The organism is Gracilimonas sp. BCB1 (assembly GCF_040117685.2).
Taxonomy (GTDB): domain Bacteria; phylum Bacteroidota; class Rhodothermia; order Balneolales; family Balneolaceae; genus Gracilimonas.
In genome coordinates this window covers 270,319-295,573 of record NZ_JBEDYP020000012.1, presented here as the reverse complement: position 1 = coordinate 295,573, position 25,255 = coordinate 270,319, and the positions used below count along the sequence as shown (strand labels likewise).

23 protein-coding genes and 1 tRNA gene are annotated in these 25,255 nt (G+C 40.9%); 19 read left to right on the top strand and 5 right to left on the bottom strand.

Annotation, left to right across the window (positions count from 1 at the left end; genetic code table 11):
* Positions 1–79: 79 nt before the first annotated feature.
* The 9 genes from ABFW99_RS07835 to ABFW99_RS07795 all read left to right on the top strand — a co-directional run bounded on the left by ABFW99_RS07835 (position 80) and on the right by ABFW99_RS07795 (position 8,754).
* Positions 80–538 (top strand): thioredoxin family protein, encoded by a 459-nt coding sequence (locus ABFW99_RS07835; protein WP_349354958.1) that lies wholly within the window; start codon positions 80–82, stop codon positions 536–538.
* A 23-nt stretch (positions 539–561) separates the two neighbouring features.
* Positions 562–1,707 carry a PQQ-dependent sugar dehydrogenase gene (locus ABFW99_RS07830; protein WP_349354957.1) on the top strand — a complete coding sequence of 382 codons (1,146 nt, stop codon included), beginning with the start codon at positions 562–564 and terminating at the stop codon, positions 1,705–1,707.
* A 174-nt stretch (positions 1,708–1,881) separates the two neighbouring features.
* Positions 1,882–4,218: a DNA internalization-related competence protein ComEC/Rec2 gene (locus ABFW99_RS07825; RefSeq protein WP_440707464.1), complete on the top strand. Its 2,337-nt coding sequence runs from the start codon at positions 1,882–1,884 to the stop codon at positions 4,216–4,218.
* A 43-nt stretch (positions 4,219–4,261) separates the two neighbouring features.
* A complete protein-coding gene (locus ABFW99_RS07820) occupies positions 4,262–4,645 on the top strand; it encodes a GxxExxY protein (protein WP_349354955.1) in 384 nt (127 codons plus the stop codon).
* A 113-nt stretch (positions 4,646–4,758) separates the two neighbouring features.
* A complete protein-coding gene (gene xseB / locus ABFW99_RS07815) occupies positions 4,759–4,962 on the top strand; it encodes an exodeoxyribonuclease VII small subunit (protein ID WP_349354954.1) in 204 nt (67 codons plus the stop codon).
* Positions 4,963–4,975: 13 nt separating this feature from the next.
* Positions 4,976–6,892, top strand: coding sequence for a 1-deoxy-D-xylulose-5-phosphate synthase (gene dxs / locus ABFW99_RS07810; protein ID WP_349354953.1), 1,917 nt, complete (start codon positions 4,976–4,978; stop codon positions 6,890–6,892).
* A gap of 2 nt (positions 6,893–6,894) precedes the next feature.
* Positions 6,895–7,548: a hypothetical protein gene (locus tag ABFW99_RS07805; RefSeq protein WP_349354952.1), complete on the top strand. Its 654-nt coding sequence runs from the start codon at positions 6,895–6,897 to the stop codon at positions 7,546–7,548.
* A gap of 15 nt (positions 7,549–7,563) precedes the next feature.
* The gene (queA, locus tag ABFW99_RS07800) at positions 7,564–8,565 is read left to right on the top strand and encodes a tRNA preQ1(34) S-adenosylmethionine ribosyltransferase-isomerase QueA (RefSeq protein ID WP_349354951.1); all 1,002 of its coding nucleotides are present in this window, start codon (positions 7,564–7,566) and stop codon (positions 8,563–8,565) included.
* A 115-nt stretch (positions 8,566–8,680) separates the two neighbouring features.
* Positions 8,681–8,754 (top strand) — tRNA-Arg (locus ABFW99_RS07795).
* Between the two features lie 209 nt (positions 8,755–8,963).
* Here ABFW99_RS07795 and ABFW99_RS07790 read toward each other — a convergent pair.
* Positions 8,964–9,287 carry a hypothetical protein gene (locus ABFW99_RS07790; protein ID WP_349354950.1) on the bottom strand — a complete coding sequence of 108 codons (324 nt, stop codon included), beginning with the start codon at positions 9,285–9,287 and terminating at the stop codon, positions 8,964–8,966.
* Positions 9,288–9,436: 149 nt separating this feature from the next.
* On the opposite strand from ABFW99_RS07790, the gene ABFW99_RS07785 reads away from it, so the two are divergent.
* The 10 genes from ABFW99_RS07785 (at position 9,437) to ABFW99_RS07740 (ending at position 19,738) form a co-directional block, all read left to right on the top strand.
* Positions 9,437–10,018: a restriction endonuclease subunit S gene (locus ABFW99_RS07785; protein ID WP_349354949.1), complete on the top strand. Its 582-nt coding sequence runs from the start codon at positions 9,437–9,439 to the stop codon at positions 10,016–10,018.
* A 71-nt stretch (positions 10,019–10,089) separates the two neighbouring features.
* Positions 10,090–11,592 (top strand): type I restriction-modification system subunit M, encoded by a 1,503-nt coding sequence (locus ABFW99_RS07780; protein ID WP_349354948.1) that lies wholly within the window; start codon positions 10,090–10,092, stop codon positions 11,590–11,592.
* A gap of 3 nt (positions 11,593–11,595) precedes the next feature.
* A complete protein-coding gene (locus ABFW99_RS07775) occupies positions 11,596–12,858 on the top strand; it encodes a restriction endonuclease subunit S (RefSeq protein WP_349354947.1) in 1,263 nt (420 codons plus the stop codon).
* Complete coding sequence (locus ABFW99_RS07770) at positions 12,855–13,760, top strand: DUF4917 family protein (RefSeq protein WP_349354946.1); 906 nt, start codon at positions 12,855–12,857, stop codon at positions 13,758–13,760. The genes ABFW99_RS07775 and ABFW99_RS07770 overlap by 4 nt, the downstream gene beginning before the upstream one ends.
* Entirely contained in the window at positions 13,717–13,950 is a 234-nt protein-coding gene (locus ABFW99_RS07765; RefSeq protein ID WP_440707463.1) for a DUF4917 family protein, read from the top strand. The genes ABFW99_RS07770 and ABFW99_RS07765 overlap by 44 nt, the downstream gene beginning before the upstream one ends.
* Positions 13,951–13,952: 2 nt before the next feature.
* Positions 13,953–14,453 (top strand): SLATT domain-containing protein, encoded by a 501-nt coding sequence (locus ABFW99_RS07760; RefSeq protein ID WP_349354945.1) that lies wholly within the window; start codon positions 13,953–13,955, stop codon positions 14,451–14,453.
* The gene (locus ABFW99_RS07755) at positions 14,453–15,271 is read left to right on the top strand and encodes an SMODS domain-containing nucleotidyltransferase (protein ID WP_349354944.1); all 819 of its coding nucleotides are present in this window, start codon (positions 14,453–14,455) and stop codon (positions 15,269–15,271) included. Before ABFW99_RS07760 ends, ABFW99_RS07755 begins: the two co-directional genes overlap by 1 nt.
* Before the next feature lie 79 nt (positions 15,272–15,350).
* Entirely contained in the window at positions 15,351–15,833 is a 483-nt protein-coding gene (locus tag ABFW99_RS07750; protein ID WP_349354943.1) for a hypothetical protein, read from the top strand.
* 4 nt (positions 15,834–15,837) lie between these two features.
* Positions 15,838–19,026 carry a type I restriction endonuclease subunit R gene (locus ABFW99_RS07745; protein ID WP_349354942.1) on the top strand — a complete coding sequence of 1,063 codons (3,189 nt, stop codon included), beginning with the start codon at positions 15,838–15,840 and terminating at the stop codon, positions 19,024–19,026.
* Complete coding sequence (locus ABFW99_RS07740) at positions 19,016–19,738, top strand: M48 family metallopeptidase (RefSeq protein ID WP_349354941.1); 723 nt, start codon at positions 19,016–19,018, stop codon at positions 19,736–19,738. The genes ABFW99_RS07745 and ABFW99_RS07740 overlap by 11 nt, the downstream gene beginning before the upstream one ends.
* A gap of 716 nt (positions 19,739–20,454) precedes the next feature.
* On the opposite strand, the gene ABFW99_RS07735 is transcribed toward ABFW99_RS07740, so the two are convergent.
* The 4 genes from ABFW99_RS07735 to ABFW99_RS07720 all read right to left on the bottom strand — a co-directional run bounded on the left by ABFW99_RS07735 (position 20,455) and on the right by ABFW99_RS07720 (position 25,241).
* Positions 20,455–22,683, bottom strand: a complete 2,229-nt coding sequence (locus ABFW99_RS07735; RefSeq protein ID WP_349354940.1) for a phage/plasmid primase, P4 family — start codon at positions 22,681–22,683, stop codon at positions 20,455–20,457.
* A gap of 6 nt (positions 22,684–22,689) precedes the next feature.
* Entirely contained in the window at positions 22,690–22,974 is a 285-nt protein-coding gene (locus ABFW99_RS07730) for a helix-turn-helix domain-containing protein (protein ID WP_349354939.1), read from the bottom strand.
* Positions 22,975–23,049: 75 nt separating this feature from the next.
* Positions 23,050–23,988, bottom strand: coding sequence for a hypothetical protein (locus ABFW99_RS07725; RefSeq protein ID WP_349354938.1), 939 nt, complete (start codon positions 23,986–23,988; stop codon positions 23,050–23,052).
* Positions 23,989–24,008: 20 nt separating this feature from the next.
* A complete protein-coding gene (locus ABFW99_RS07720; protein ID WP_349354937.1) occupies positions 24,009–25,241 on the bottom strand; it encodes a site-specific integrase in 1,233 nt (410 codons plus the stop codon).
* Between the last annotated feature and the right edge of the window lie 14 nt (positions 25,242–25,255).

Here is a 25,255-nt window from a genome sequence, read left to right as displayed (position 1 = left end):
TAACCGTTTTTAAATTCGTTTCATGCTTAACAAATGCCTCAGATTTACTATTTTTCATTTTAACCAATTATTTTCTTGAATGAATAAGAAAGTTGTTATCACCGTCGTAGCTTGTGCATTTCTTGGATTTTTTATGTACAACTCGCTCACCAAGGTTCAGCCTAATGTGATTGAGAATTCACCGGAATGGATTCCCATCAATAAAGCCCAGGAAGTAGCTGCCTCCACAGATAAACTCATTTTTGTGGATGTATATGAAATCGGGTGCAAGTATTGCCGGGCCATGGATCGGGAAGTGTTTCCCGACTCTACAGTGCGCCAGGTTTTGGATGCCAACTATATTCCCGTCCGCATCGATGGGAACTCCGCAGAACCCATTCAGTTTAACGGACAGGAAGTCCCCTCTAAAGAATTCGCCCAAAGCAAAGGGGCTTATGTTTTTCCGACCTCCCTGATCCTTGATTCACAAGGAAACGTTATCAAGAAAAAAACAGGTTATATGGGCGTAGATGAATTCCGACAGTTTTTATACCAATAACCAGGATTAACCAAAGGCTTATTATGATTTTCAAAAAATGCATCCAAAAATTACTGCCCGTTGTTGCACTGCTTGTTTTTTCTACCGGGTGTAACAGCCAAACCAGCGATACTAAAACCCCGCCCGCCTCAGACCTCAGCGTTGAAGCTGAATTAGTTGCAGAAGGTATTCGCATTGGCTGGGGAATCGGCTTTCTCCCAAACGGCGATATGCTGGTAACTGAGAAAGGTGGTACCTTATTCCACATTAGCAATGGGGAGATTGCAGCTGAAATTACCGAAGGCATCCCCTCTGACCTTGACGTAAACGGGCAGGGTGGATTTCTGGATGTGGAAACTCACCCAAACTACGAAGAAAACGGTTGGATTTACTTTTCCTATGCATCCAGCGATGGTGAAGGTTCCGGAAGTAATACAAAAATCATCCGTGCAAAATTGGATGGAAACAGCCTTACTTCCATTGAAGAGATTTATAAAGGGACACCAAACTCCCGACGCGGCCAACATTATGGAAGCCGCATAGTTTTTGATGATAACGGCTACCTGTTTTTCTCCATCGGAGATCGCGGAAATCGTAGCGAGTTACCACAAGATATTAATCGTGACGGTGGTAAAATTTACCGTCTGAATGCAGATGGCTCTGTTCCTTCCGACAATCCTTTTGTAGGCAAAGACGGCCTTGATGCTATGTACACATACGGGCACAGGAACCCTCAGGGCATGGCCGTTCACCCAGAAACCGGATTAGTTTGGGCACATGAGCATGGCCCCCGTGGCGGAGATGAAGTTAATATAATTGAGCCGGGCAATAACTATGGATGGCCTGTAATCAGCTATGGTATTAATTATGACGGAACCGAGTTTGCCGAAGATACTGCTCGCGAAGGCATGGAACAGCCCATCACCTATTGGGATCCATCAATTGCTCCATCGGGAATGGCTTTTATTACCAGTGATAAGTATCCCGGCTGGGAGGGAGATCTTCTCATCGGTTCTTTGAAGTTTGCCTATATCGCCCACCTGGATTTGGATGGGAGCGAAGTTGTTAGTGAACAAAAACTGGTTGAAGGAACCGGGAGAATCCGCGCCGTTGAACAGGGACCGGATGGATACATTTATTTCTCCGCGGAAGGAGATGGCATTTACAGGCTGGTTCCTACAGAGAACTAATTACGTTACCTGATATTTTTTACCTAAAGCCTGACCAATTGGTCAGGCTTTTTTATTTCAGCCACTAAATTTTTTGTAAGGAATGGGTGATTTATCGCTCTTACTTACATGGGAGCCCGAACAACATACCAATTTCCCTTTAGCCGATACCCATCTGTAAGAATTGTTTTACTGATGATGGCCGGGATCCTTATCCATGAATACCATCACCCTGCCCTGCCCCTCTCAATCATTCTTTTTGCTCTGATTTGCCTTATGTTTTGCTTGGTTGAGTGGAAGGTTCACCTGTCATCATCTGTTGTTTTTTCCAAATTGGGAATCTCTCTGTTTCTCATGCTAATCATCTCTTTTGGAATATTGAGGAGTGCCCTTCATTCCGCCCAGGGGTCTCCTCTGATTATAAAATTGATACAGATCTCCGACTGGGAACCCATCAGTATAACCGGGTCTGTAATTTCTATTTCCACCACTTCATCCGGTAAAGAGCGTTGGGATTTATCTGTATCAGAAACTGAAATCCATCAGTTGAATTCTGACTATCCATACACAACAAGAGTTCTGGCCGATGAGGCAGCTGGAAATGTTACCCTTGGAGATCAGGTACGCTTTTCAGGAACCATCGTCCCTATTTCCGAGAAGCGAAATCCGCTGGATTTTGATTACAAAGCCTACCTTCAATCCCGTGGAATATCTGTTCAAATCAAGCTCGACAGCCTTCACCACCTACAACCAAACACTAAGCGCGCTGAGTGGGTTTGGTGGAGAGAAAGAGCCTTAAAGCTTGTTGATAAAAATTTTGACACCCAAACTTCCCATATAGCTAAAGCCTTACTGATTGGGTACAAACAAGAATTAGACAGTGAGTCAAAAATGGCTTTTGCCCGGGCCGGCCTTTCTCATATCATGGCGGTTTCGGGCTTACATGTTGGGTTCATCATTGCCCCCTTCTGGATTATCATTCCTTATTTCTGGACCAAAAAACATGGAAGAAAAGTCGGGCTGCTTTTGCTGATTCTCATTCTATTCAGCTATGCCGGCATCACCGGGTTTTCCCCATCTGTGATGAGAGCATCTGTAATGGCCGGCTTTCTGACCTACGGCAAGCTCTTTCATAAAATTAATGACTCCATCAACCTTACCGCTGCAGCGGCTCTGGTTCTTTTGATCATCAATCCTTCGCAACTTTTTGATATCGGTTTTCAGCTTTCGTTTTCAGCCGTGCTGATTATATTGCTCATCCTTCCGGTCATTCAAAACCTGCTGCCTTATTGGGTTCGGGTTCGATGGTATAGCAAACCTCTGATGGTCGTCATCGTTTCCCTTGTCGTACAGTTCGGGTTGTATCCTCTGCAGGTCTATTACTTTGGGGAAATTTCTTTGGTAAGCCCGATAGCTAATGCACTTTTTGTACCATTTCTTGGGGTCGTAGTTCCGCTATCGTTGGTAGCACTTTTTGTCACCGCTGTAATTCCTTCAGCAGGATTTGTCTTGAATTACCCTTCTTACATCTTTCTTGGCTGGATGAGTGACTTTGTGAACATGGTCGCGGAATGGGATTGGGCATGGACCACAGCTTCCCTGAGCAGCAACCTGATCTTTTTCCTCTGGCTATTTCTGATTTTGAGCATAGCTGCCTGGTATACTTCTGCCTTACGTTGGAAACTGGCGGCTGTCTTTCTTGCAACGGCTTGCCTGATTTTATCTCTGAACACAATTGAAAAGCTACAATCTGCTCCATTGCGGGTCACGTTTTTTGACGTGGGTCAGGGTGATGCCGCCCTTCTTCACACCCCAAACGGCAAACACATCCTGATTGATGCCGGCGTCTGGTCGCCCGGATATAACAGTGGCAAGTCCGTCATTATCCCTCACCTTAAATCAGCAGGTATTCGAAAGCTGGATGCTATCATTCTGAGCCATCCCCACGCTGATCATATTGGGGGTATTATCGATTTAATGGAATCCATCCCGGTCGATGTTATTTACAATTCCGGCTATCGCTACGAATCCAACTTGTACCAATCATACCTGAAGTTAGCTCAAGAAAAGTCGATTCCTGTTAAATCTTTGGTATCCGGAGATACCCTTGCTCCCGACCCTTCCATGCTGTTTCTCGTACTTGGCCCCAATGGCCACATTTATAACGCCGACCCAAATGAACATTCCCTGGTGTTGAATGTCATTTACGGCGAGTCCGAATTTCTATTTACCGGAGATGCCGGCGAAGAACAGGAAGAACGACTGGTTCATGCTTATGAACATTTGCTGGACACTGATCTTCTTAAGGTTGGTCATCATGGAAGTCGTACAAGCTCGGGCACAACATTTCTTGAACAAGTCACGCCCGAAATAGCTGTTGTTTCTCTGGCCGAACGAAACCGGTTCCGGCATCCTCACAGGGAGGCATTAAATCGTCTTTACCAAACAGACGCCCACCTATTATTCACCAGCCGTGAACGAGCCATCATTTTTGAATCGGATGGAAAGTCCATAGAGCGCATCCACTGGTGACTATGATTGCTGTGATGATTTAGATTAACAGGATAATTTTTTTATGACTAACAAAATTTACAAGTATACCGAACTGACAAGAACTATTATTGGATGTGCTATGGAAGTGCATAATACACTTGGTAATGGGTTTCAGGAGAAAATTTACCAGCGGGCCTTAGCTATTGAATTAGGTAAGTGTGGCCTTGAGTATGAATCTGAGTTTTCGATGCCGATTATGTATAAGGGAGTTCAATTAGGGATGAGACGAGTTGATTTACTGGTAGAACAAAAGATATCGGTAGAGCTTAAAGCCGTTCTTCAACTTGAAAAAGCTCATATTGCACAAGCCTTGAACTACCTTGAAGCTTACCAATTGGAAGTAGGGCTACTAATTAACTTTGGAAATAACAGGCTAAAGTTTCATCGCCTTGAACACTATCTCTGAACATCCTTTTCATCTAAAACATCATTTACATCACAGTAAACTGTGCCTTTTTCCTAAAAAACCGGTATCCTTGAGGGCTGAACTGCATTCAAATCACTGTAGAAAAAATCTTAATGGCAGAAAAGGAACGACTTAGCTTCGAAGAGGCTTTAAAGAAATTGGAATCGATAGTGGAACAACTTGAAGATGAAGAGATTACACTTGAAGATTCTGTAAAGCTATACGAGGAAGGCGTGAAGATGTCTCAGTTTTGCACCGAAATTTTAGAACAAGCTGAACTTCGTATAGAACAAGTAAACGAAGCGAATTCGCAGTAAATTTTTAAAACCTATGGAACAGAAACAGCCAACACCGGGAAAGTTACTCGCCCAGATTAATTCTCCTTCCGATTTAAAAAAGCTTGGGGCCGATCAGCTTCAGGATGTTTGCGATGAGCTTCGCCAGTATATCATTGACATCGTTTCTGTTCATGGCGGGCATTTTGGGGCCAGTCTTGGTGTAGTTGAGCTGACTACCGCACTCCATTTTGTATATGATACACCCAAAGACCTCTTGGTGTGGGATGTTGGACACCAGGCCTACGGACATAAAATTTTAACCGGCCGCAGAGAACAGTTTCATACCAATCGGGTATATGGCGGACTTTCAGGGTTTCCAAAACGATCGGAAAGTGAATATGACACCTTTGGAGTAGGTCATTCCAGCACTTCAATTTCTGCTGCTTTAGGCATGGCTGTGGCCCGCGATTTGGATCAATCCGACAAAAAAGTGGTGGCTGTTATAGGTGACGGAGCCATGACGGCCGGTCTCGCTTTTGAAGCGATGAATAATGCCGGGGCCATGAATAGTGATATCCTGGTGATCCTCAACGACAACAATATGTCGATTGACCCGAATGTGGGAGCCCTTAAAGAGTATTTAGCAGATATCACCACCAGCAAAACCTACAATAAAATGCGGGATGAAGTGTACGACATGCTCGGGCACTTTAAATCTGCCGGCGAGAAGATGCGCAAGATTGCTTCTCGTCTTGAAAAAGCCATGACCGCAGCACTAACCCCCGGTTCTCTTTTTCGCTCCTTAGGATTTAAATACTACGGTCCGGTGGATGGACACGATGTGGATGGACTCCGCAAAACGCTGGAAGACCTTAAAGATGTTAAGGGACCTAAATTACTCCACACCGTTACGGTTAAAGGGAAAGGATTTGCCCCGGCAGAGCGGGAACAAACAAAATGGCATGCCTCCAGCAGCCCTTTTGACAAGATCACCGGAAAATCTCTTTCTGCACCATCGAAACCAAACCCCATACCAAAGTATCAGGATGTATTTGGAGAAGCTTTGGTTGAACTGGCTGAAAAAGATGAACGAATTGTAAGTATGACGCCGGCTATGCCCAGCGGGTCAAGCTTATGGCCGATGATGAATACATTTCCCGATCGTGCGTTCGATGTTGGCATTGCTGAACAACATGCTGTTACTTTTGCCGCCGGATTAGCTGCCGAAGGAAAGAAAGCTTTTTGTGCTATTTATTCTTCCTTCTTACAGAGGGGTTATGATCAGCTGGTTCATGATGTAGCCATCCAAAACTTACCGGTTGTATTTTGTATTGACCGTGCCGGGCTTGTAGGAGCTGACGGCCCCACTCACCATGGGGCCTACGACACCGCTTATATGCGGGCTATCCCCAATATGATTATTTCTTCCCCACTGAACGAGCAGGATCTGCGGGATATGATGTATACTGCTTCAAAATATGATGATGCCGCCTGGGCCATTCGTTACCCGCGAGGAAGGGCTACCGGCATGAATGTTCGTGAAAGCTTTGAACTGATGGAAATCGGCAAAGGTACAGAGCTCAGGAAAGGTGACGATATTGCCATACTCAGCTTTGGTCCGATTGGGAAATATGTATTTGAAGCCGCTGATCAGCTTTCTAAAGAGGGAATTGAGATCGGGCATTATGACATGCGTTACGCCAAACCACTTGATACAGAATTAATTGATCAGGTTTGTGACAAATACAGTCATATTATCACACTTGAAGACGGTTCAAGGATGGGTGGATTCGGAAGTGCTGTTGCTGAGTACATCGCTGAGAAAGATGAAAAACCCTCTCTTAAAATAATGGGTATTCCCGATCGTATAGTAGAGCACGGTACCCAGGAAGAACTTCATGATGAAATCGGAATCGGTGTTGCCGGCATTATTGATAATGTTAAGCTAAAGGCAAAGGTAAAGGTTTAGTTTTGAGATATACATCCACGCTACTTTTAATTATTATATCATTAACATTTACAGGCTGTTTTTTTAATAATGACAGCACGCCGGTTTACCGGGAAGCAGAAGGTGTGGTATTGGAAAATGGTGAGGCAGTTGCTAATGCTGACATACATATCCGGAACAAATTTGATCCGGGCGGCTTTTCACAACAACCTGCAGCTCCCAATTACATGGTTAATTTCAGTGTACAGGTTGAAGCCCTGTACTCATTGTCACTATTCCGGCATGGCTCTGACAGTGTGTACAATACGTTTTTTGAAGATACACTGGCTGCCGGAGAACACGCGATTCAGGTTCCCGATTCTCTACTCACCAATGGGATTCTCGGCTATGAAGTCCGGTCTAATCAGGATCTGCTGACAACAAGCCTTTTTCTGGTGAACAAGCCCGATAGTGCTCTTCCGGGTTCTTTTCCTTTTACACGTACCAATGCCAACGGCAAGTTTGCTCTAAATCCCGATTACCTTGCTTTGGGAAAGTCGTTCACCTCACAGACAGGGAGCTTCGAAATCACCGATAGTCTGAAAATTTATGTTGTGAAAGACAGCACTATACAGGTTATAAGCGGGGTGAAGTACAAGCCCAACCAGGATAATTTCTTTGAGATTATCGTTGATTAACCTGATTTTTTGGGCATGAAGTTTACCCTTTCTGATTTCGACTACCATCTTCCTGAAAAACTCATCGCCCAGTCCCCGGCTCAACCCAGAGACCATGCCCGCTTACTGGTTTATAACCGGGAAGACAAAACCATCACCGATGATTATTTCTACAATATCGGCGATTACCTGCCGGACGATACTACCATGGTGGTCAACAATAGCAAAGTTGAAAAATGCCGACTGCTTTTTGACAACGGAAAAAAAGAATTGTTTGTAACCTCCGTCAACAATAACAACACGATTGAGGCGATGGTAAGGCCCGGCAAAAAGTTTAAAGCCGGAAAAGAGCTTCAGTTGGCCCCGGGCATTAAAGCGAAAGTGGTCAATATTGCAGAAGACGGGCTTCGCACCCTGGTATTGTCTTGTGATATGGACGACCCAAAGCTGGAACCCTACAAACACACCCCCTTCCCTCCTTACATCGAGCAGGACGAGTCTTTATCAGACGAGTATCAAACCGTGTATGCTAAAGATTTGGGAAGTAAAGCCGCCCCAACGGCCGGACTCCATTTTACGGATGAGCTGCTGGATAAACTGAAAGATAGAGGGATAAAGAGAACGGAAGTCACTTTGCATGTGGGGCTGGGTACATTTGCCCCGGTAAAAACAGAAGATCTGGACGAACATAATATGCACAGCGAGTGGTTTCAGCTTCCCGAATCCACATGCAAAGAGTTGAATTCGGCAACACATATTACGGCCGTGGGCACCACCAGTATACGAGTGCTGGAAACAGCTTCCACAATAGACCGAACCTTCACACCCGGGAGCAGAGAAACCGATATCTTTATTACTCCTGGCTACTCCTTTAAAGCCGTAGACGCTCTCATTACAAATTTCCACCTTCCCAAAAGCACCTTACTTATGCTGGTAGCTGCATTCATGGGATATGGTGAAATGAAGCGGGTATATGACCATGCTATTGAAGAGAATTACCGCTTTTATTCCTTCGGCGATGCCATGCTGATTCTTTAATAAATTCAGACCTGATTTTTGCTGTTTCTGAGCCCTACTCTTCTTATATTTGTTGCCCTTTTAAAAACAATCGTTCAATGTTCACCCTCCAGTGTTCTTTGTTCGGTGTTCAAATGCGCCCGTAGCTCAACCGGATAGAGCGTCTGACTTCGGATCAGAAGGCTGAGGGTTCGAATCCTTCCGGGCGTACTTATTAAGGACCGTTAAGTTATATATTTTCAATACTTAACGGTCTCTTTTGTTTTTACCTTGACCAACATATGGCAAACATTTTCTTTTTCCTGCCCTATTTTGCTTATTTCGAGCTTTTCTTCCACAGTCCAATTTTTGTAACCAGATCTCCATCCAATCCGCACTCTATTTTGAGGGTACAAATTAGGGTACAATTTATTGGCCTATTAAAGCTCGATCTGCTTAGTTTCGGGTTTATGAAAATAAAAGGTCTTACCATCTGATGTTTTAAAATGACTTTCCGGTTCCACTTCAAATAGTTCTGTTATTACATTGACCATCTCTTCCATCAATTCTCTTCTAACCTCTATCCTAAGCTTTTTTCCTTCATCTTTTTGATTCTCTAAGTCATCTACTTCTAAGAGATATAATTCATTTCCCTTTTCCTCATGGGAAGAAACCCTGGTTATGCTTAACTGGCCACTTAGTGCATGTATTCTATAAGTATTGAAGTTTTTAGGATATTGAATTTCAGCCTTGATAGAACTCATGGGTTATTTTATATAGTTTAATTATTGATTTTATGTAGTTTATAGCCAATCAAATATAAGCGCAGTAAATGTTTACCGCAAATAAACTTGCGTAAATTTAATTTCTCAACTATATTAAGTGCAGAAACTCTTTACTGCATAAAATCTACATGAAACTTAGAGAAATAGCTGAAATATCGACTGGGTATTCGTTTCGAACTAAGATCAAACACGACCCTTCTGGAGATACTAAAGTCATACAGATGAGCGACGTGGATAAATACGAGGGGATATTAGTAAACAAACTTCAAACCCTCAGTGATTTTGACCCAAGAAACGACCGGTATTTTCTAAAAGCTGGTGACGTAATTATGATCAGCAAGGGATATAACATAGATGCCTTTGTGATACCTGACAACCTTGGGAAAGTAGTAACAATCAATAGCTTTTTAGTGATGAAGCCTGACTTGAAAAGTATTCTTCCGGAATACTTAGCCTGGTTTCTGAATTCAAAGCGAGCACAATACTTCTTCAAAGAAATGGCCGCAGGAACCAATGTTCCCAACCTTTCCATTAAAGCCCTGGAAGCGTTGGAAGTTGTGTTACCCACCCTGGATGAACAACAAAGGATTGCTAATATTGATGCCCTAAAAAGAAGAGAAATTTATCTCCACAAAGAGATTGCAGCAAAAAAGGAGCAACTCGTAGACGAGATCCTTCAGCAACAAATTGACAAACTGGAAAAGAATTAAACAGATGGGTGCGAAAGCAGACATCCACTCTGCAGTTGAAATTATAAACCAAGACAATAGACCGCAATTACATGTCAAACTACAAACCATCTCAACAAGAAATTAACAACGCCCTTTGGTCGGCCTGCGACACCTTTCGAGGTGTAGTAGATCCATCAGAGTATAAAAACTACATCTTGGTATTTCTGTTCCTGAAATACCTGAGTGATGTATGGAAAGATCATTACGAGCAATACAAGGAAGAGTACGGTGATGACGAAGAGCTGATCCGTCGCCGTATGAAGCGAGAACGTTTTGTATTGCCTGATAAATGTTCATTTGATTATCTGGTAGCCAATCAGAATGATGAGCAGCTTGGGGACAAGATCAACAAAGCATTGGAAAAAATTGAAGAGGCGAATTACGAGAAATTGGAAGGGGTATTCCGAAATGTCGATTTTAATTCGGAGAGCAATCTTGGCAAAACTAAAGACCGTAACCGGCGACTCAAAAACCTGATCAATGACTTCGATAAAAAGGAGTTAAACTTCCGTCCTTCTGTGATTGGAACGGAAGATATTATTGGGAATGGCTATATGTATCTGATTGAGCGTTTTGCTTCGGATGCCGGTAAAAAAGGAGGAGAATTTTATACCCCAAATGAAGTCTCTACTCTTTTGGCCAAATTACTTAAACCAAAAGCTGGGGATCGTATTTGTGACCCGGCCATTGGTTCAGGATCACTAGCTATCACCGTTGCCGAAGAGGTGGAAGGGAAAAACTTTCGAATTTATGGACAGGAAAGTAACGGGAGCACTTGGGCACTGGCAAAAATGAATATGTTTCTGCATGGCATGGATGCAGCTGACATTCGTTGGTGTGACACGCTGAATAGTCCCGATCTGGTCGAAGATGACCAACTCATGAAGTTTGATATTGTCGTGGCCAACCCTCCCTTCAGCCTGGATAAGTGGGGCAAAGAAGATGCTAAGGATGATCCTTATAATCGCTATCATCGTGGTATTCCCCCAAAGAGTCGTGCTGACTATGCATTTATTCAGCACATGATTGAAACGGCAAAAGACAAGAAAGGGAAGGTCGGGGTGATTGTACCTCATGGCGTGTTGTTTCGAAGCGGAGCGGAAGGCCGGATTCGGGAAGCGCTGATTAAAGAGAATTTGCTGGAAGCAGTGATTGGTTTGCCAGAGAACCTGTTCTTTGGAACGGGCATCCCCGCAGCCATCCTGATCTTTAACAAAGCCAAGGAAAAGGAAAATGTGCTTTTTATTGATGCCAGCGGAGAGGATCACTTTGAGAAAGGAACCCGGCAGAATAAACTCAGAAAAGAGGATATTGAAAAGATTGTTTCTGCTTATGAAGCCTGGGAGGAAAAAGATAAGTTTTCCTATGTCGCTTTACCCGCTGAAATCAAAGAGAATGATTACAATCTGAACATTCCAAGGTATGTTGATACTTTTGAGCCGGAAGCTGAAGTTGATATTAATAAAACCCAAAAGGAGATCAGGGAACTTGAAGCTGAGCTGGATGACGTAAAATCTGAAATGACCGAACTTTTAAAAGAACTCAATATTTAGTCTATGAAAGATTTAAGGTTTAGTGCTCCAGAAAAGTGGTCAGAAGAAAAATTGAACTCTGTGATTGATAATCTATCCGCAGGAATTAGCGTGAATTCAGGGGATCGACCAGCCAATAAAGACGAAATTGCTGTCTTGAAAACAAGCTCACTAAACAAAGGAAGATTTATCTCAAAAGAGAACAAGGTCATTATAGATGACGAAGAGAGAGAAAGAGCAAAAAAGAACCCTATTGCCGGCTCAATATTAATAAGTAGAATGAATACTCCAGATCTAGTCGGAGAAATTGCCTACGTAGAGAAAGATTACCCCAACTTATTTTTGCCAGATAGGATTTGGATTACTGAAGGAATTAATCATGATAAAGTTAACATGAAGTGGCTTAGTTATAAGCTTACATCTCCGGAGGTGCGTCATAATTTAAAAAGTATTGCTACGGGCACTAGTGGATCGATGAAAAATATTACACAAAAGGATTTTTTGAAGCTCCCTATTACATTTCCTCCAAAAGTAATACAGAATAAGATCGTCGATATAGTTGAGAACTGGGATGAAGCCATCACCAAAACTGAAAAGCTCATCCAAGCCAAGAAGCGGCATAAGAAAGGCCTTATGCAGCGGCTGCTTTCCGGCAAGGTTCGCTTTCCAGAGTTTGAAGGCGAAGATTGGGTTGAGGTGAAGTTGGGATCCTTGTTTAAAGAAGTCAAAAGAATGGATGAGTGGGATGATGACAAATTATATGAGCTAATAAGTGTAAGGAGGCGGTCTGGTGGAATATTTCACCGAGAGAATCTTTACGGTCGTGAGATAAAAACGAAGAAGCTAAAGAAAGTAAAAACTGGTGATTTTCTTATTTCGCGCATGCAGATAGTTCATGGGGCATCAGCGGTAGTAACCCCTGAATTTGAAGACCTTTATGTATCGAACTCCTATCACACATTAGTAAAGAAGAAAGATGTGGAATTAGATATGACTTTCTTTGACTACATTTCACAGCTACCCTACTTTTATCATCTAAGCTACATTTCAAGTTATGGAGTTCATATAGAGAAAATGACTTTCAACTTGAAAGATTTTCTTAAAAAAGAAATTCGAATACCAAGGTCTCAGGAAGAGCAATCCAACATAGCTGAATTACTTAGCAAGGTGGATAAAGAAATAAGTCTGCTTTCTAAGAAGAAAAAAAAGTATCAAAAGCAGAAGCAAGGCTTGATGCAGAAACTACTTACTGGAAAAGTGAGGGTTAACAATCTGGAGGTAGCATGAGTAAGCTCATATCATTCGATCAGGCCATTGAAGAAACAAATGGCGAGAAGCGACACCTTATTCTAGGGAATGGCTTTAGTATTGCCTGTCGCCCGGATATATTCAATTACAATACCCTTTATAATCAGGCCGATTTTTCAACCTGCAGTCATGTAGAAGAAGTGTTTAAAGAACTTAATACGCATGACTTTGAGGTCGTGATCAATGCATTGGAAAGAGCTGCACAAATTTCGCCTATTTATGGGGGATCTCAGAATGTAGTAGATCAGCTAAATGAAGACGTATTAGCCCTTAAGCATCTTTTAGTAGATACTGTAGCAAATAATCACCCCTCCAGACCCAATGATATCACAGATGAAGAATTCAGCCACTGCCGGAGGTTTCTTTCTCATTTTTTAAACAATGACCTCTGCAATCGTTGCAGTGTGTATACTTTAAATTATGATCTACTTCTTTATTGGGCGTTTATGCATGAAGAGGAAGAAGATGATCCAAGAAAAATTGAATTGAAATTTAATGATGGATTTAATCACGATTTTCTGGGATTCGAAGAAGATTATTCAGAGGCAATTTTTGCACCAGACGTGACCTGGCAAGGTGAGACTCAATCGCATCAACAGAACATACATTACTTACACGGAGCTTTGCATTTGTACGACGAGGGAAGTGATTTAAGAAAATATACATGGAAAGAGTCAGGGGTTGCTCTTACTGAACAGGCCCGATTCTCTATTGAAAACGGATATTTTCCATTATTTGTCTCAGAAGGAACAACCGATAAAAAGTTAGACAAGATTGTTCACTCGGCCTATTTGCATAAAGCCTACCGCTCTTTTGTATCTAATACTATGGTCAAAAATGCTAATTTTTTTTACGTATGGATATTCTTTCTCAGAAAATGATGAGCATATCTCAAGGCGGATTGGTGAAGGAAAGTGTCCTGCCCTTTATGTAGGTATTTACGGTGACATTAATTCCCCGGCTAATAAGCGAGTGGTAGAAAAAGTAGAAGCAATAAAGAGTATGAGATCTAAACGATACAAATTAGAAGTAAAATATTTCGATGCAGAAACTGCAAAGGTGTGGGGGTAAATATGAGTACAGAAAAAAATAGGATAATTGATGAAGCTCACCGTATAGAAGAAGATGTTGACCATTCAGCACGTAGTCACTTCAATGCTGGAAACCGTTGGAAAAGATATCATTATACAATCGGGCTTCCTTCAGCCTTAGCTGTTGCACTTTCAGGAGGAGCCTACATTGGAGAAGAAACAGTGCTTGCAATTATTCTTGCGGCTGTTTCTACGGCACTGACTACAACATTGACCTTTCTTAAACCATCTGAAAAATCCGAACTTCACAAAAGTGCGGGCAATCAATATCTGAAGCTCAGAAATCAAACCAGAATATTCCGTGAGATTGACCTAGGAAAAAGTTTTGATGAAGGTTTTGCCAAAGATAGGATTAAAGAGCTGGCCGAAATAAGAGACGATTTAAATCAAAACTCTCCTTCAATAAGTAGAAAAGATTACGAACTAGCTAAGAAAGATATAGATGAAGGACGTAGTACGCACCGAATAGACACTAAAGAATAATGAGCATCAATAGTTACTTGACACATATTGCCCAAAAAGCAATCGTCAGAGATGAAGAGAAGCAAAATATAAAGAGGTCTATTTCGACACTTTCTGATAGATTGAATCAATATTTTGGATCCGAGATAACTGATCATTTTCAATTTGGCTCTTCTAAGAGAGATACCATGATGCCAAGAAAAATGGATAGTAACTCTGATGTCGATTACATGATAGTTTTCAAGGATGACAGTTACCGTCCTCAAACTTACCTGGATAAGCTAAGAAGGTTTGCGGATATGAAATATTCCAGATCAGAGATCAAGCAATCACATCCTACTATCATTTTATCATTAAGTCATATACACTTTGAGCTGGTTCCAGCCTTAACCAGTTTTTGGAGAGCAGTAGAATATAAAATACCAGATAAGGCATCATCCTATAATGATTGGGTTAGAACAAGCCCATTAGTACTTGAAACAAACCTTGTAACTTCAAACAAAGAAAATAACTATCTGATCAAACCTTTGATTAGGCTTATGAAATACTGGAATGCAGTCAATAACTATCCATTAAGATCCTTTGAGTTAGAAGAAAAAATTCTTGATACCTTTTATGTGAACCCTTTCATGTTTCAATACTCTTCAAAAGAAAATTTAGAGGATTATTTCTATGAATTTACATCTAGTCTTACAAATTCATGGATAGATCCAGATTGGAAAAAGGATAAAATTAGGCGCCTTAAAGATCGTAAGGATGTGATTAAGAGACTTAAAAAGAAGGGGCACGAAAACGATGCTGTTGATATACTAAAAAAAATATTTCCACCACTAAACTGATATCATATGGATTGGTATAAATCAATCGAATTAGGAGTACAATTTTAAATAAATAGTTTTGTAGTAATAGGAGCAACTTATGAGTGAATTTTGGTTGGAGATAATAAAGTTTGGAATTCAGGGTATAATACTTGGTGGGGCTGGACTGTGGGTCACATATAAGTATTCAAAAAGCCAACATAAATTGGCTGAAGATGAATTTAATCATACCCTTTTAATACGGTTTAATGATTGGTATGATGAATTAAATGATAAGTTACACGATATCAAGGCCCTTGAAAGCAATAATCAGAATGTTGACCTAGGCTTTCTTAGAGAGAATAAGCCAAAGCTTTATAGCAAGCTCAATGATTACCTAAACCTATGCGCTGAGGAAAGACTTTGGTATTCAAAAGGTAGGATTGATCCAAGAATATGGACCTCTTGGCAAGCGGGAATGAAATACTGGTATGAGGAACTAGATACTTTACAACAATTGTGGAAGATTGAAAACACTTCCGCTAATAAAGATTCTTATTACCTGAGTAAAGGTGAACAACTGTTTATAAAACCAAAAGAATAACAGTATGAGTGAATCATCATACCTTGAAGACAAAGATTCCCAGCTTCCGGCAATTCGATTGCTCCAGAAGATGGGATATACCTACATCTCACCGGAGAAAGCACTTCAAATGCGGGATGGATTATTTACCCGGTTTGTGCTCACAGATATTTTGGAAGAACAGCTTTCTAACATCAACCAAATCGAATATAAAGGAGAAACCCTTCCCTTTCCTGAGTCAGCTGTTAGCCGGGCAGCATATGATTTGCAACAGCAACTCGACGAGGGATTGGTCAAGACGAATGAAAAGGTATATGACCTGCTTACGTTGGGAAAAAGCTATGAACAGGTCGTAAAAGGAGATAAAAAGAGCTTCCCTTTCAATTATATAGACTGGGAACACCCCGGTAACAATGTATATCACGTTACCGATGAGTTTGAGATCAAGGGCAAAACGCAGGTCCGCAGAGTGGACATTGTGTTGTTTGTGAATGGAATTCCCTTCGTTGCTATTGAAAATAAACGCCGGGACAAGAAACATGCTTTGGACGAGGCAGTCTCTCAACATTTGCGCAATCAGGGAAAAGAAGAGGTTCCCAGTTTTTTTCATTTTACACAGATGCTCGTTGCCTCCAGCGTGAATGAACTATCATATGCCGCTACCGGAACCAGTAAGAAGTTCTGGTCGATTTGGCGAGAAGAGGAAGATATTAAAGAAACCGTAAGGGAGTTGATAGCTCAGCCAGATATTAATGATGACTGGAAGGCAAGGTTACGAAGTCATTATTATGAAAAACCGATAACCAATGCTAAAGAGCGGCAGCCCACTACCCAGGACTTAAACTTATATAGTTTGTGCAGGCCTGACCGCCTACTTGAACTGACGCGCAACTTCACCGTTTTTGATAACAACACCCGGAAGGTTGCCCGGTATCAGCAATACTTTGGGGTAAAACGTATGATGAATCGGGTACGCCAAACAGAATCGGATGGCAGCAGAAAAGGTGGCGTAATTTGGCATACACAAGGTAGTGGGAAGTCTATTACCATGGTGTTTATGTCAAAGAATTTGGCCGTGGCTGATGACATTACCTCCCAGCGCGTGCTTCTGGTGACGGATCGTACGGATCTGGACGATCAGCTTTATAAAACCTTTAAAAGCTGTGGTAAGAGTATCACAAAAGCTAAAAGTGGTAAACACTTAGCTAAACTCATTAAAGATCCGGGTGCTGAAAATGTATCCACTATTATTAACAAGTTTAAGGCGACGCTGAACCAAAAGAACCTAATTAATGAGTCCCGCAACATCTTTGTACTTATTGATGAGTCGCACCGAACACAGTATGGGTTATTGCATGCGCAAATGAAGAAAATTCTTCCTAATGCCTGTTACCTCGGTTTTACCGGAACTCCGCTCATGAAAGATGAGAAGAATACGGCCAATAAATTTGGTGGTATTATTGATTCGTATTCCATGGATCAGGCCGTTGAGGATGGAGCTGTAGTACCAATCATTTATGAAGGTCGTGCAGCGAAGCTGGATACCTGGAAGGAAAAGCTAGACCGCGAGTTTGAACGGGATATGGAAGATATGTCGGAGGATCAGGTTGCAGACTATAAACGAAGGTTTTCTACGCTAAACAAAATACTTACGGCACAACTGGTCATTGAAGAAATTGCTCGTGATGTGACTGATCATTTTCTGAAAAATTTAAAGGGTACTAAGTATAAGGCGCAACTGGCTGTTCCGGATCGCAAAACCGCCGTTCGATATTACCGCTATTTTAAGGAACGGGGACAAATTAATGCGGAATTGGTCATCTCTCCACCCGATACCAGGGAAGGACACGATGATACCTACGATGATCCAAACGATGAAGTACAGATATTCTGGCAACAGATGATGGACCGGTTTAATAACAAAGAAGAATATGAAAAAAGCCTGGTTAATCTCTTTAAGTCAGACAGCCGGGAAGTAGAGTTAGTAATTGTGGTCTACAAACTTCTTACTGGTTTTGACGCCCCTAATAATACGGTCTTATATATGGCCCGTTACCTGGAAGAACACAACCTACTTCAGGCTATTGCACGGGTTAACCGCCTTTTTGAAGGAAAAGATTATGGGTTCATTATTGACTATGTAGGTATTCTGGGAACCCTCACGGATGCAATCAATACCTATTCAGCTCTTAGTGGTTTTGAACAGGAAGACCTAAAAGGCATGGTTACCCCTATACAGGAAGTAGCTGAAGAGCTGCCGAAACTCCACCAGGATCTTTGGAAGTTGTTTGAAGACTGTGAAGACACCTCTGATAACGAAGAAATGGAGCAATATCTGCGGCATGATGACTTAAGAGATGAGTTTTATGAGAAACTCTCCAATTTTGCCCGAACCTTGCAGGCCGCTTTTTCTGCGGACAAGTTATTTGATTACATCGATGAGTCCGACATCCTAACTTTTAAAAAAGACCTCAAATTCTTCGAAAACCTTCGCAGGTCGGTACGCATTCGTTACGGAGAAGCTATCGACCACCGGGAATATGAAGATCGGGTCCAAAAACTGATTGACTCTTATGTCGGCACGGAGGGGATTGACCAGATTGTTGATCCAGTAGATATATTCAGTGATAACTTCTTTGAGATGCAGAACAAGCAAAAAGAACGCTCTGATGCCTCCAAAGCGGATGAAATAGCCAGTAAAACCAAGAAGGTGATACAAGAGCGCATGGATGAAGATCCTGCATTATACCGCAAGTTCTCTGATTTGATTGAGGAGACTATCGAAAAGTTCTTACATGATCGAATTTCAGAGAAAGAATACCTGGATAAAGTAAAGGAGATCAATCAGGGAGTAAAACAAGGGATCTGGGATGGCACTCCGAATAAGCTTAAAGAACATCCGACAGCACGGTCCTTTTACAATAGTGTGAAAGAAGAGTTGGAAGACAAGTTTGACGGAGCTTACCTACCTGTAGATGAAGAAGAACGAGAAGAATTATACACAAAAGCAGGGCTTGAATTGGATGAGATAATGGATAACCTGACGATTGTGGATTGGGAAACCAATCCGGATATCAAAAACCAGATGTTCATCGCCATTGAAGACTATATGATTGAATTATTCAGAAAATTAGACCTTAAACGAGATTTCGATGCCATCGAACGCATTGCAGAAACCATCATCAAATCAAAGCAATCCTTTAGTGCACGATAATATTCAGACTATTGAATATGGAACCAAGACTATTCAATTCAATCTGAGCTACTCGAATCGTGAAACCTTGGAAATTGCTGTATATCCAGACCAGACGGTATGGGTTACAGCTCCGGAAGACAGCTCCCTGGATAAAATTTATGATAAAGTGAGACACCGGAGACGATGGATCACAAAACAGATCAAACATTTTGACCGCTTTGAGAATGAGGAACAGGAATTTGAATATATAAGTGGGGAAACCCACTGGTATTTAGGCAAGCAGTACCGGCTGAAGATATTACAAGTTGGGAATGAGGTGCAGGAATCAGTCAAATTAAAGAGAGGCTACTTTGTTATTCATTCCAGGAAGAAAGAGAACGCCGACTATGTTAAAACGCAATTAGATGCCTGGTACCGGGAAAAAGCAGAAAAAAAATTCCAGGACCGGCTTATGGTTTGCCTGGGTATAGTCCAGAAATACGGAATCGGAAAGCCCAAAAAGCTGAAAGTATATCAAATGGATAAGCGCTGGGGTAGCTACACTACCTCTGGTAACATTCTACTTAACCCAGATTTAATTAAACATCCGGTTTACTGTATCGATTATGTAATAATTCATGAACTTTGTCACATCAAGCACCCTCAGCATGACAGCAAGTTTTATGATTTTCTGAAAAAAGTGCTCCCGGACTGGCAGAAGCGAAAGCATAAGCTGGAGGGGTATAAGTAAACTTACGATTTTCTGTTTTTTAAAAGACTAAACCAGTAATCACCTGGTCTTACTAATTTTCTGAAATTTAAAATGATGTTTGACTGTATAACTGATTATTTGATAATGTTAAAGAACTGCTCATTGACGTCAAGGCAATTTTCATGTTTTTAATTTCTGATTGATGCGATGCCCATTCAAAAATCTGTTTTTTCAATACCTCAACTCCCAAGCCTGGTTTAAAAAACAGAAAATCGGCCTTTTCTTTCCGTATATAGCCTCATATAAGGCCAATTTTCTGTAAATCGCTTGTTTTCTACCTGGATATAAGATCCCCTATTCCTTTCACCAGGCCTCCTATGTTTAAAATTTTCTGTTTTTCTTTGATACACTGATCAATTTTATGAAAACTGTAATTCTGTATATCTGAAATACTGACAAATTTCTGATTCTCTTTAAAGCACTTACATGATTTTATGAAAATTTCACTCTTTGGTCCCTTAACGGTATGATTGGGCAGCAAGGAGCAAATATTTTTCAGTTTTTCAACCAACTCAATTTTCTGTTTTTCTCTCTTTTTTTGCATGCGACACCGCAAACTACAGTATTTTGCATCACATCTCTTAAATGATATGTCTTTACCACATGTGACACATACCTTGGGTGCATTGTTCATACTTGTTCGGAATAGAAGTGAAAATTATGATTTGTAGACCAAGTAGAGCATGTAGACTTCTTCATGCATTAATTTTTAGCTGATAATCTGATTTTTCCTCTACACCCTCTACTTCCTCTACTTCGTTTCCTAAGACTGGGGTTATGCCTTTCCAATGTACTCGGCCATTGGAGTAATACTTTTTGAACCCTTTCTGCTCTAGTTTCGGGTTGATGGTTTTGTTACTCATTACTTGTAATCCATTCTCCGAGCACCACAGCTCATAAGCAGATCGCAGGTCCTTGTTGCTACACGAATAAGTCACCCCCTGTTTACAGGTTTCATGAATAAACGAAGTGAGCACATCCATTTCTCCTCGATAATTCAGCGTTTCTCTTTTTACCTGTTCCGGAATTGCTAACCGTCTATCATTATCCTTCCATATTTCAAATCCCTCCAGGGCCCAATTAAATATACCTGGCAATTCCTTATATAGCTTCTCACGCAGATGCCGATCCCTTTCTTTTTCTGAAAATTGCCTGGCAAACTTGATCAGCCGGAGCCTTCTCCATATTCCATCATCCGTTCCTGAAATTAAGGGCTTGTGATTTCCGAATAACCAGATAGTGTGAGAGGGTTCAAAATCAAAAAATTCTTGACGTAGAAAACGAGCCGTAATGGTGTCTCCCCCAGTTAAGTTCTTCACTTTTGCCTCATCAAGCCTTCGACCCTCCTGAATTTCAGAAAAAAGCACAAATCTGTGCCCATTTAGCCTGGCAACATCGTTAGGGATAGCTGATGAATTACCAACATCCATGATCATTCGATTTTCAGCTTTACAAGAATATTCATCAAACATTTTCATTAAAACCTCCACAAATGTGGTTTTCCCGTTTTTCCCCTGACCATATAGAAAAAAGAGGCATTGCTCTGATGTAAGCCCGGTTAATGAATAACCAACAGCCTGTTTTAGAAAAGAAGCCATTTCCTCATCCCCATTCATAATCTGTAAAACAAACTCTCTCCATCTTTGGGCCCTAGCATTTGAATCAAAAGAAAACGGAAGTTTTTTTGTGATAAAATGATTGGGATTATGCTTTAATTTTTCCCCAGAGTTCAGATCATACGTAAGGTTGTCCAGGGTAATCATTAGAGGGCGTTGGTCTAGCTGATTTTCTGTAATTCTAATCCGTAAGTCCGTTCTTGCGATCGTAAGAATGGCATTTATTGCTGTTCCTTTTGCTGATTTTTTTATGTGTTGAATTTTTTTGTCTCTTAGTTTTTCATCCTTGATTTCGTAGGCCTCCTCATACATTAGTTCTATCAGTTTTTTAGCATATGCTGAGACTATGAGTTCATTTGGATCTTTTTTCCATCTTGATCCATCCCAAACCAGCCAATGCTTTCCGTCTATGTTATATCTAACCTCCTCAGCATATCTTTCTACAAACTCGTTAGCATTACCGAATTCGGTATCCCACAGCCCATATTCTTCGTTTTCGTCTCTTTTCTGAAAATTACCACTAACTGAACTAGGGCCCTTACTTGCGCTGCTTGCAATGGACTTAATTTCTGAAATATTTAACGGGGGATTACAGCGTAGTCTATTTATATCTATGAGTTCTGACTCAATTTGTATTCGGTTTGCTCCCTTCTTTCGCAGTATTACACCAATGCTAAATAATGTATCATTTCGCTCTCCTTCGTAGATTGGGTCTGATGAACTCAGCTCAGTTTTATTATTCGTTTTTCGATGATTCTTTAATTTCTCTATCAGCTTGTCTGGAAAGGGCTTGATTTCTTCCAGTCCAAATAACCAGTCATAAGCCCTGCCAGATTTATGTAAACTACCAGGGGCAACTACATATCCACCATCAGTTTTAATATCTAAACCCTCTCCTAGCTTTCCGCTGCTGTTCTTTATTCTATGTTTTCCAGGATATAAATAATAAAAATGTTTACCTCCTCCACCAGTCATTATCGTTGTTGTTTGTGTGAAGACTCCTAATTTTTCTTCCAGTGCTTCTAATGACTCTTCACCATTATGCCTTGGGTCCATATCTAGAACAATTATGTTGGATAACAAACCACAAACAATTCCAATATTTGCTTCCGGCCATTTCTGCCACCATTCTCTTATTTGGCTGGGATCATTACTTGCCTTTTCGGTCCAATTGCGTATACGGGGATGTTTTCCCTGGCTTTCACACTGGTTCCCACATGAGCATTGGCCCTTTTGAGTAGGCGTATGCAAAGGAATAAGCTTGAAGTTTTTTTCAATCAGATCTAATGCTTTCGAAAGATTACCCATACGATTTTACCGGTAGGCTTTTATCATATTGTCTTTCAGGAATTCCTCGATTCCTTTTCTGGGGTATAAGATTTTTCGGCCCTCTTTTGTATACGGTATTTTACCTTCGTCTCTATAGTTCTGAACGGTTCTTCTGGAAACATTCATCATTTCCATAACCTCATCTGTAGTAAGCCAATCTTTTTTAAAGTCTGCGAGGATGGGGAGTTGCTCTTTAACGGCCTCTTTTACAGCTGAAGTAATCTCTCTGAGGGTGTCTTCATCCAATTGGATAGTTATAGAATTCTTCATAACGAACGTGTTTTATATAATGTGATTTAATGTTCATTACGAAGTTATAAAATGAAGCAAAGAACATTCTCTTGGTTATCGAGATGAGATTCTTGTTATTTGCTTCAGTTCTTCCATTCGATTTTTTTGGTACCGATTACACCGGTCAAGCATGTTTTTGGGAGTATCAGGCAAGTATCCGCTTTCGTCAGGATCAATTCCCAGTTCTTTTAGTTCGTCATAGATGAGATAGTAAGCCTCTTTGCTACCTTTACCCTTCTCCCCAGTTAAATTGATGAATTTAATCTTACACGCTGTTTTAAATGAATGTCCGTAATTAATTAAACCTCTTATAGATTCGTTATTAGGGCCACACCATCTCAATTCCTTACTGAAATTACTTGCTGTAGTTCTAAATTCTTCAAATGGGATAAGATGCCCTTTAGTGAGAGCATAGCTATGAGCATTATTTAGACCTTCATAGACTTTATGCTTTTCAGCGGCTTCGACAATTTTATTCTCAATTATATTTAAACCATCGAGTACAACTGATTTAATGTCACCAAATATTTCTATCTCTAAGTCTTTTGGCAGAAGGCACTGCATGAAATAATATTGTGATCTGATCAGCTCAATTCCTTCACGAAGTCGGTAATTCTCCAGGGCACTTTTCCATTCATCGTAAGCAAAGGTTAGAAAATCTCTCGCAGCGGAATCAGCTTTATGAGCCTCTTCGTATATCATTTCTAGAAAGTTTTTGGAAAATATTTCTATCTGCATGCACTTGGCTGCCGACCTTTGCCTCAAGTTATAAATGTTAGTTGCCGCCTTTTCAAGAATAACATGAAAACTCGATGGACTTTCTTCTGCCTTAGTTCTTTGTAAATCGTTATAGAGCATCTGATACCCCCTTTTGTAGGCTTCATACATTGTATCTCCATCTTCACCTTTAATGTCCCCATATCCATAAATTATATCTCTGATCAAGTACGGGTTGAATCTATCTGTTTGGCTTTTATTTGGGGTCTCTTTCATATTAATTATTTTGAAATGTGTTAGTTAAAAAGGTTCTCTACCGTTTTATCTAAATGGTCATTACCAAGAGACTTCAGGTATTTCGTGGTTGTTTCTACGCTGGAGTGTCCAAGCATTTCTTTAATCTCCAATAACCTTACATTTTTCTTATTTGCTAGCTGGGCAAAGGAGTGCCGGGCAATATGAGTTGTGATATTCTCATTTATATTAGCCTGACTTTTAATTTCTTTGAGGTATTTATTTACTATTGTAGTCTTAGATGATATCTGTGCCGAAAGGAAGTTTTCATCGGTGTACTCTTTACGATTATCTAATAAAGGGAATACAAAGTGCTTTGCGTCTGGGGTCTTTGAGCCTTTGTAATGGCTCAGTATCCGTAGCGCCTGGTCGGTAAGTTTTAAATACATGCGCTTACCTGTTTTCCTCATTTCATAGTCCAGATAACCATCTTTTATTGAACTCCACTTTAGTGTTACCGCATCTCCAAAGCGCATACCCCGGCAGTAATAGGCAAATAGAAATATATTTTGGGAATCGAATATTCGAGTACCTGGTTTAAGATCCAGACCTTCAATGGCACTTATTTCTTTTTGAGAAAGCTTTGATTTTGTCACTGGCTCACTTGGGATTTTATATATCCGAAATGGATATATATCAGCCAGAATCTTGCCTTCATTAATGGCAACATTAAACACCCGTTTAATTTTCTTCATGTTGTTTCCGACTGTATTTACTGCATTCCCATACTTTGAGATAAGATGAGTCTCAAACCGTCGCAGGAACTGCACATCTATATCAGTGAAATAGAGCTTCTTCTTTGGCCAATAATCCTTGAGTTTATTAAGTACGGTTCCGTAGTTCTTATATCTCTGCAAAGAACCTTGATCCTTAAAGCCGGTTCTTAGTTCTTCAGCAAAGCTTAGAAAATCAACTCTACCCGTTTTTTTAACCCCATCCAATGACCCCGTTTCAACGACCTTTTGCATCACTTCAATGGTTGCCTCTGGCTTAAATTGCTTTAGCTCCAGAATCAGAGTATCTGAATCCAGCTTCTTGACCCTCAGGTATCTATTAATCTTTTCGTAGCGCGGGTGAGACTTACGTACTACCTGTTTCTCTGCATTCCAATGCCCCTCCTCCAGGTCTATATCCAGACGAATATATCTGGATTCCCGGTCATAGGTAACTCTGAGATATAAAGGGTGTTCAGTCTTGTTCTTCCGCTTTTTTAAGTAGTATGATAATGTGGTCATAACAGTAAGCTTAT

What these genes read in the sequence shown, in the direction of transcription:
- ABFW99_RS07765 (WP_440707463.1), top strand. Translation starts at nt 13,717, where the DNA reads ATGCTAATTTTTTTTACGTATGGATATTCTTTCTCAGAAAATGATGAG.
- xseB (WP_349354954.1), top strand. Translation starts at nt 4,759, where the DNA reads ATGGCAGAAAAGGAACGACTTAGCTTCGAAGAGGCTTTAAAGAAATTG.
- ABFW99_RS07720 (WP_349354937.1), bottom strand. Translation starts at nt 25,241, where the DNA reads ATGACCACATTATCATACTACTTAAAAAAGCGGAAGAACAAGACTGAA.
- ABFW99_RS07755 (WP_349354944.1), top strand. Translation starts at nt 14,453, where the DNA reads ATGAGCATCAATAGTTACTTGACACATATTGCCCAAAAAGCAATCGTC.
- ABFW99_RS07775 (WP_349354947.1), top strand. Translation starts at nt 11,596, where the DNA reads ATGAAAGATTTAAGGTTTAGTGCTCCAGAAAAGTGGTCAGAAGAAAAA.
- ABFW99_RS07735 (WP_349354940.1), bottom strand. Translation starts at nt 22,683, where the DNA reads ATGGGTAATCTTTCGAAAGCATTAGATCTGATTGAAAAAAACTTCAAG.
- queA (WP_349354951.1), top strand. Translation starts at nt 7,564, where the DNA reads ATGAAGTTTACCCTTTCTGATTTCGACTACCATCTTCCTGAAAAACTC.
- ABFW99_RS07820 (WP_349354955.1), top strand. Translation starts at nt 4,262, where the DNA reads ATGACTAACAAAATTTACAAGTATACCGAACTGACAAGAACTATTATT.
- ABFW99_RS07770 (WP_349354946.1), top strand. Translation starts at nt 12,855, where the DNA reads ATGAGTAAGCTCATATCATTCGATCAGGCCATTGAAGAAACAAATGGC.
- ABFW99_RS07790 (WP_349354950.1), bottom strand. Translation starts at nt 9,287, where the DNA reads ATGAGTTCTATCAAGGCTGAAATTCAATATCCTAAAAACTTCAATACT.
- ABFW99_RS07725 (WP_349354938.1), bottom strand. Translation starts at nt 23,988, where the DNA reads ATGAAAGAGACCCCAAATAAAAGCCAAACAGATAGATTCAACCCGTAC.
- ABFW99_RS07835 (WP_349354958.1), top strand. Translation starts at nt 80, where the DNA reads ATGAATAAGAAAGTTGTTATCACCGTCGTAGCTTGTGCATTTCTTGGA.
- ABFW99_RS07745 (WP_349354942.1), top strand. Translation starts at nt 15,838, where the DNA reads ATGAGTGAATCATCATACCTTGAAGACAAAGATTCCCAGCTTCCGGCA.
- ABFW99_RS07750 (WP_349354943.1), top strand. Translation starts at nt 15,351, where the DNA reads ATGAGTGAATTTTGGTTGGAGATAATAAAGTTTGGAATTCAGGGTATA.
- ABFW99_RS07785 (WP_349354949.1), top strand. Translation starts at nt 9,437, where the DNA reads ATGAAACTTAGAGAAATAGCTGAAATATCGACTGGGTATTCGTTTCGA.
- ABFW99_RS07760 (WP_349354945.1), top strand. Translation starts at nt 13,953, where the DNA reads ATGAGTACAGAAAAAAATAGGATAATTGATGAAGCTCACCGTATAGAA.
- ABFW99_RS07780 (WP_349354948.1), top strand. Translation starts at nt 10,090, where the DNA reads ATGTCAAACTACAAACCATCTCAACAAGAAATTAACAACGCCCTTTGG.
- ABFW99_RS07830 (WP_349354957.1), top strand. Translation starts at nt 562, where the DNA reads ATGATTTTCAAAAAATGCATCCAAAAATTACTGCCCGTTGTTGCACTG.
- ABFW99_RS07730 (WP_349354939.1), bottom strand. Translation starts at nt 22,974, where the DNA reads ATGAAGAATTCTATAACTATCCAATTGGATGAAGACACCCTCAGAGAG.
- ABFW99_RS07825 (WP_440707464.1), top strand. Translation starts at nt 1,882, where the DNA reads ATGATGGCCGGGATCCTTATCCATGAATACCATCACCCTGCCCTGCCC.
- dxs (WP_349354953.1), top strand. Translation starts at nt 4,976, where the DNA reads ATGGAACAGAAACAGCCAACACCGGGAAAGTTACTCGCCCAGATTAAT.